The sequence below is a fragment of the Mycobacterium sp. genome, assembly GCF_035499775.1.
Lineage (GTDB): Bacteria > Actinomycetota > Actinomycetes > Mycobacteriales > Mycobacteriaceae > Mycobacterium.
Genome location: NZ_DATJYB010000406.1, coordinates 1 through 4,829, shown reverse-complemented (window position 1 = coordinate 4,829; position 4,829 = coordinate 1). Strand labels below are relative to the sequence as shown.

The window sequence follows — 4,829 nt, the reverse complement described above, 5'->3', positions numbered from 1 at the left end:
CCGCTCAGCATCGCCGCCGCGACCGGGCTCATCCTCCTCACGATCGGGGCGGGCATCGCCCACCTACGCGCGTCGGATCCGGTTGCGTTGGCCACGCCCGCGCTGGTGTGCGCACTGCTCACCACGGCCGCCATTGGCGTCCAGAACACGACATGAGCGAGGGTGGTGCAGCCCGGTGTGTTTGTCCTCGGGGCGTTCTGAGGCCCCGGTGACCGCGAAGGCGACTCGATGGTGCTCGTCGTCGTAGGTCATGAAGGAGAGGTATTCACCCTCGTGCGCCACTCGACCGTGGAGGACGAGGACGTACCAGTCCAACATCGCCTTCATCTGACCGGTGCGCAGCACGACATGAGCGAGCTTGGTGGGCGAAGTCATGGCAGATCGCAACCTCCTGCATTCCAACGACAATCTCGACGTGCCGAGCCGGGCCCGGTGCTCACGCAGCAGCGATCTGGACGCCAATGGCGGCCGTGGTGAGCAGTGCGCACACCAGCGCGGGCGTGGCCACCGCAACCGGATCCGACGCGCGTAGGTGGGCGATGCCCGCCCCGATCGTGAGGAGGATGAGCCCGGTCGCGGCGGCGATGCTGAGCGGAAGGTACAGCGGCGCCAGCAGGATCCCCGCTGCACCCAATACCTCGAGCAGGCCGATGATGCGAAACGCACGCATCGAATAGCCCAGGTGTGCGCTCGCTTCGACCATTTTTGGATGGCCTAGCAGTTTGGCCATGCCGGTCGCGATGAACATCAGCGCGACAAGCCCGCCGGCTTCGCGCGAGACCGTCCACATCGGTTCCAATTGCTCAACACACCACCGGACGAGCACGAGGCGCGGGGGCGAATCGCCGACAAGATCGATGACCAGGTCGGCAAACTCGCCGACATCCTGGCGGCCGGCGTCGCCGACGGAACTTTCGTCTCGACTCTCGAACCCGCTGCGGCTGCCACGGCTTTGTGGGCGATGATGGAAGGGATACTTGCGCTCGGGTGGCGCACGGACCGCAAAGTTGTTGACACTCAGCCGCTTCGCGAACTGTTCGACTTTGCCCTCTCAACCATCCTCAACGGCATACGAGCCCGCTGATCGGCGCGGAAACTAGAAGGTCATAAGCCCGCACCGTTCGCGGCGGCGGTATTCGCCCGAATGTGCTCAGCAAGCATCGCTGGTGCGCTCACTTGCGGAAAATGTTTGCAGGGCAACAGCGTGATCGGGCAGCGGGATTGGACTGCGAGCACGACGTTGTCGAAAAACATTCCAGCCGGATTCAGTCCACCGATTGTCCGGGTAATCGGCTTGCTTGCCAGATCTTCCGGCGAAAGCGGTGGCGGCAGTTCTGCGGCGAGGTAGCACCGAACCCACGTCACATAGTTCCCGGAAAGCCGTTCGTGATACTCGTCGCCGAGGGCTTCCCATGCGGCGAGGTCGTCATTCATCACGTGGCCGAAGGCGTACTTGCAGCTCTCGACGACCGCCGAATCGTCTAGCGCCGCGAGCCCGGCCAACAGGGCGACGGCCCCAGCCATCGCTACTTCGTGCACAACGGCGTTCCGAACAAGATGGGGGTATCTGATGGTCAAATCAAGTAAAGCGAACCCCGCAGAGCTGCATCCAAAGAACGTGGCCGGGGGCATGCCCAATGACTCGATGAGATCCGCGATCTGGTGGGCAAGTTTTGGTACCGCGATGTCTTCACGACTTTCGGTACGACTCCTGGAGAATCCGGGCATGTCGAACGTGAGGACGGTGAACTGGTTAGCCAGTCGGGCCGCGACGTCTTCGAACGATGCGCAATCCCCTTCGCCAGAGGGGACCAATACCACCGGTGGCCCTTCGCCGCGCTGTTCGCAGTACCAAGTGATCCCGTCGGTGTTCTGCTCGAATCGCCGCACTGACTCCACGCTGAACCCCTATGTCGCCGTCAAAGGTTTCTCGTCGTTTGCATGAGTCATACCATTTGCTAGTCACTCATCGTTGGCGATTAGCGCGCACCGAGGTGACCGCCAGGCCGCCCGTTTCTCCTATACTCGGCGTACTGACGGAGGGTGCGATGGCTACAACCTGGGACACGTTGGATCGTTACGTCGTCATCTCGACGGATACCCATGCCGGGGCTGATCTTTACGACTACAAGCCGTATCTGCCGGCGCGTCTGCACGATGAGTTCGACGCGTGGGCCAAGGACTACGCCAGCCCGTTCGACGATCTGGTCATCGCTACCGCTGACCGGAACTGGGACCACGAGCTTCGGATGGCGGAGATGGACGCCGACGGGGTGGCCGCCGAGGTGCTGCTGCCCAACACCATTCCGCCGTTCTTCCCGACCACCCCGAACATCACCATCAGCTTGCCTCGCACCCGCGAGGACTTCGAAAAGCGTTGGGCCGGTGTGCAGGCCCACAACCGGTGGCAGATCGATTTCTGTTCGCTGGCCCCCGCCCGACGTCGTGGGTTGATCCAGATCTTTCCCAACGACGTCGAGCTGGCTCTGGAAGAGATCCGCTGGGGTGTCCAGCAGGATTGCTTCGGCGGCGTGCTGATCCCGGCGGTCTCGCCCGGTGACCCGCAGGTAGCGCCGCTTTTCCACACCCGCTATGAACCGATCTGGGCGCTGTGCGCGGATTTGGACCTGACGGTGGTGCAGCACGCGGGGGCCGGGAGTCCCGAGATGCCGATGGACCAGCCGGCGTCCAACGCGGTGTTGATTACCGAGATGGCGCTCTGGGCCCAGCGCACGCTCGGGCACCTGATCCTGGCCGGGGTGTTCGAGCGGTATCCGACGCTGCGATTCGCGCCGACCGAGCAGGGCACCTATTGGGTGCCCGGGCAAGTCGGCATGCTCGACGCGATGGTGCCCACCATGAAGTCCGAGGCACACAACCGCACCTACGGAATGTTCGGTGGATCGTCGGTGGACCAGCTGACCCTGACCCCGAGCGAATACGTCAAGCGGAATTGTTTTCTGGCCGCTGAGCTGACGCCTTTCGACGCCCCGATGATCGACTTCATGGGACCCGACCACATCATGTGGGGCAGCGACTACCCGCACGAGGAAGGCTTTGCGCCTCACTCCCGGCTGGCCATTCGCTGGGCCCTGCACGACAGGTCGCCGGACGCCTGCCGAAAGATCCTGGGCGGCAATGCCGCTCGCCTATACCGCTTCGATCTCGATGCCTTGGTGCCGGTGGCTGCCAAGATCGGGCCGACTGTAGCCGAGGTGCACACGCCCCTCGAGGACACGGGCTATCGCGCCCCGGCCGCTTTCGGCTACCGACCGTTCGAAGGGGGGCTGGCCCTCAAGCGGCTGGCTCCGGAACGAAGTTAACCGGTTGGCCCGGATTGTCGCGCTTGCTCTTTGGCGAGCGATTCCCGCCGGCCCAGCAGGCGCTGCCTAAGACTCAGTAGGTCGTGGCCCGGGTCGACACCTTGCCGGTCGCGTCGGCATGGAAGAGGGCGTCGTTGTAGTGACACCCCGAAGGCACCCACTGGAAGGTCTTCTCCTCGGCGAACTTGTAGTACAGCGCGCGCCGCCCCGCATCGGAAGCCGTGGGTGGCGGCGTGCTGTGCATGATGTCCCCGAAGTGAAGGGTGAGGTCGCCCGGCTCGGTTTCGAGCGCTACCAGCGGAAGGTTGCCCTCCTCGCCCCAGCTCAGCCAATGTTTGGTGTACCGGTGCGACCCCGCAAGCACCATCAGTTGGCCGTTTGCGGCGTTCGCGTGGTCGAGTTGAATCCCTGCCTGAATCAGTGGGCACATGACGGGGTGGCCACCGATGCCATCATCGACATGCCAACCGAGGTCGCCATCGCCTTTGACGACTGCCGGGTTCTTGATGAAGACCATGGGCCCGTCAAGGCGGTCGCCGCAGACGCGCAACTGGGGGTTGCCGAGGGTCGCATATCCGGTCATTCGAGGCTCGAAACTGAGTTCTTGCAACATATCTGAGTAGCGACCCAGGTAGTTGATGCGGGTGACGACTTCATCGCCGGCCGCATTGAGCGACCACCACGAGAACGGATCGCCAGGAGCCGTCTTGGACCGAACGGCCTCGACCTCTGCGCCGAACCCGGCGGCTTCTTCCAGGGTGTATACGCCCTTGATGTGAAGGTATCCAGCGGTATTGAGGAAATGCCGCATCTCGTCGTGGTCGCCATCGGCGGGAAACGCCTGAAATAGGTTGAGCGGCTTGCTATCCCGGCCGACGAGAGTCTCCCACACTGCTTCGGTGTAGATCGGCGTACCGGTAAGCAACGTTCGGGTGGCAGGTTCCCATCGTCTCCAGCTGGCGAGGCTGCCGCGTGCGAGCGTCGCGCGATCCGTGCGAACTGATCCGCTCGCTGTCAGGAGTTCGTGGAGATACTGCGAGAAGGTCACCTCGTCGATTTCGACGAGCGTCTCGGCATCGGCATCGCCCTCGACGGCACGGATACCCTCAGGCGTTGGCAACCACGTGTAAGCCGTACCGGCGGCGATGCGAAAGGCGATCGGTGGCACGCCGGCCAGATCGTCGACGATGAGCTCCCCGTTTCGGGCGTTCAGCGCGGGCAGTTGGCTGGTGTGAAACTCGGCGAACGAGTACGGCGGGAACGAGGCTGCGATTGCCTCGACCCACGGAAGACCTGTTCCTAGCGTGTCGGTACCCGCGAGAAGCTCCTTGGTGGTGTGTCACTGCGCAACACGTCTGTATTTCATCACACGATATCGATCCCGAGCTGACCGATGGCGCGGCCCATTCACCACCTAGGCCAGCCGAGTGACTACTGTCCTGCCATGTCTTCAATGCCGCGACACTTCGCGCAGCTGCTCGGGTTCACCTATGTACGCGCCGATGC

The 4,829-nt window shown here is 63.3% G+C and carries 6 protein-coding genes; 3 read left to right on the top strand and 3 right to left on the bottom strand.

Annotation, left to right across the window (positions count from 1 at the left end):
- Positions 1-9: 9 nt before the first annotated feature.
- A complete protein-coding gene (locus VML93_RS38710) occupies positions 10-156 on the top strand; it encodes a DoxX family protein (RefSeq protein ID WP_414686440.1) in 147 nt (48 codons plus the stop codon).
- Positions 157-436: 280 nt separating this feature from the next.
- Here the strand turns inward: VML93_RS38710 and VML93_RS25190 are convergent, their stop codons facing one another.
- Positions 437-790: a DoxX family protein gene (locus tag VML93_RS25190; protein WP_325614999.1), complete on the bottom strand. Its 354-nt coding sequence runs from the start codon at positions 788-790 to the stop codon at positions 437-439.
- 9 nt (positions 791-799) lie between these two features.
- Here VML93_RS25190 and VML93_RS25185 point away from each other — a divergent pair, with 9 nt between their 5' ends.
- Positions 800-1,084 carry a hypothetical protein gene (locus VML93_RS25185; protein WP_325614998.1) on the top strand — a complete coding sequence of 95 codons (285 nt, stop codon included), beginning with the start codon at positions 800-802 and terminating at the stop codon, positions 1,082-1,084.
- A 20-nt stretch (positions 1,085-1,104) separates the two neighbouring features.
- Here VML93_RS25185 and VML93_RS25180 read toward each other — a convergent pair whose 3' ends face one another.
- Entirely contained in the window at positions 1,105-1,890 is a 786-nt protein-coding gene (locus tag VML93_RS25180) for an alpha/beta hydrolase (protein WP_325614997.1), read from the bottom strand.
- A 158-nt stretch (positions 1,891-2,048) separates the two neighbouring features.
- Between VML93_RS25180 and VML93_RS25175 the strand changes: the two genes are divergently transcribed.
- Positions 2,049-3,323 carry an amidohydrolase family protein gene (locus tag VML93_RS25175; RefSeq protein ID WP_325614996.1) on the top strand — a complete coding sequence of 425 codons (1,275 nt, stop codon included), beginning with the start codon at positions 2,049-2,051 and terminating at the stop codon, positions 3,321-3,323.
- Positions 3,324-3,396: 73 nt separating this feature from the next.
- Here the strand turns inward: VML93_RS25175 and VML93_RS25170 are convergent, their stop codons facing one another.
- On the bottom strand, positions 3,397-4,491 hold the full coding sequence (locus VML93_RS25170; protein WP_325614995.1) for a phytanoyl-CoA dioxygenase family protein: 1,095 nt from the start codon (positions 4,489-4,491) through the stop codon (positions 3,397-3,399).
- Positions 4,492-4,829: the final 338 nt, after the last annotated feature.

Coding starts and splice junctions, on each gene's coding strand:
- VML93_RS25175 (WP_325614996.1), top strand. CDS start 2,049: ATGGCTACAACCTGGGACACGTTGGATCGTTACGTCGTCATCTCGACG.
- VML93_RS25190 (WP_325614999.1), bottom strand. CDS start 790: ATGTGGACGGTCTCGCGCGAAGCCGGCGGGCTTGTCGCGCTGATGTTC.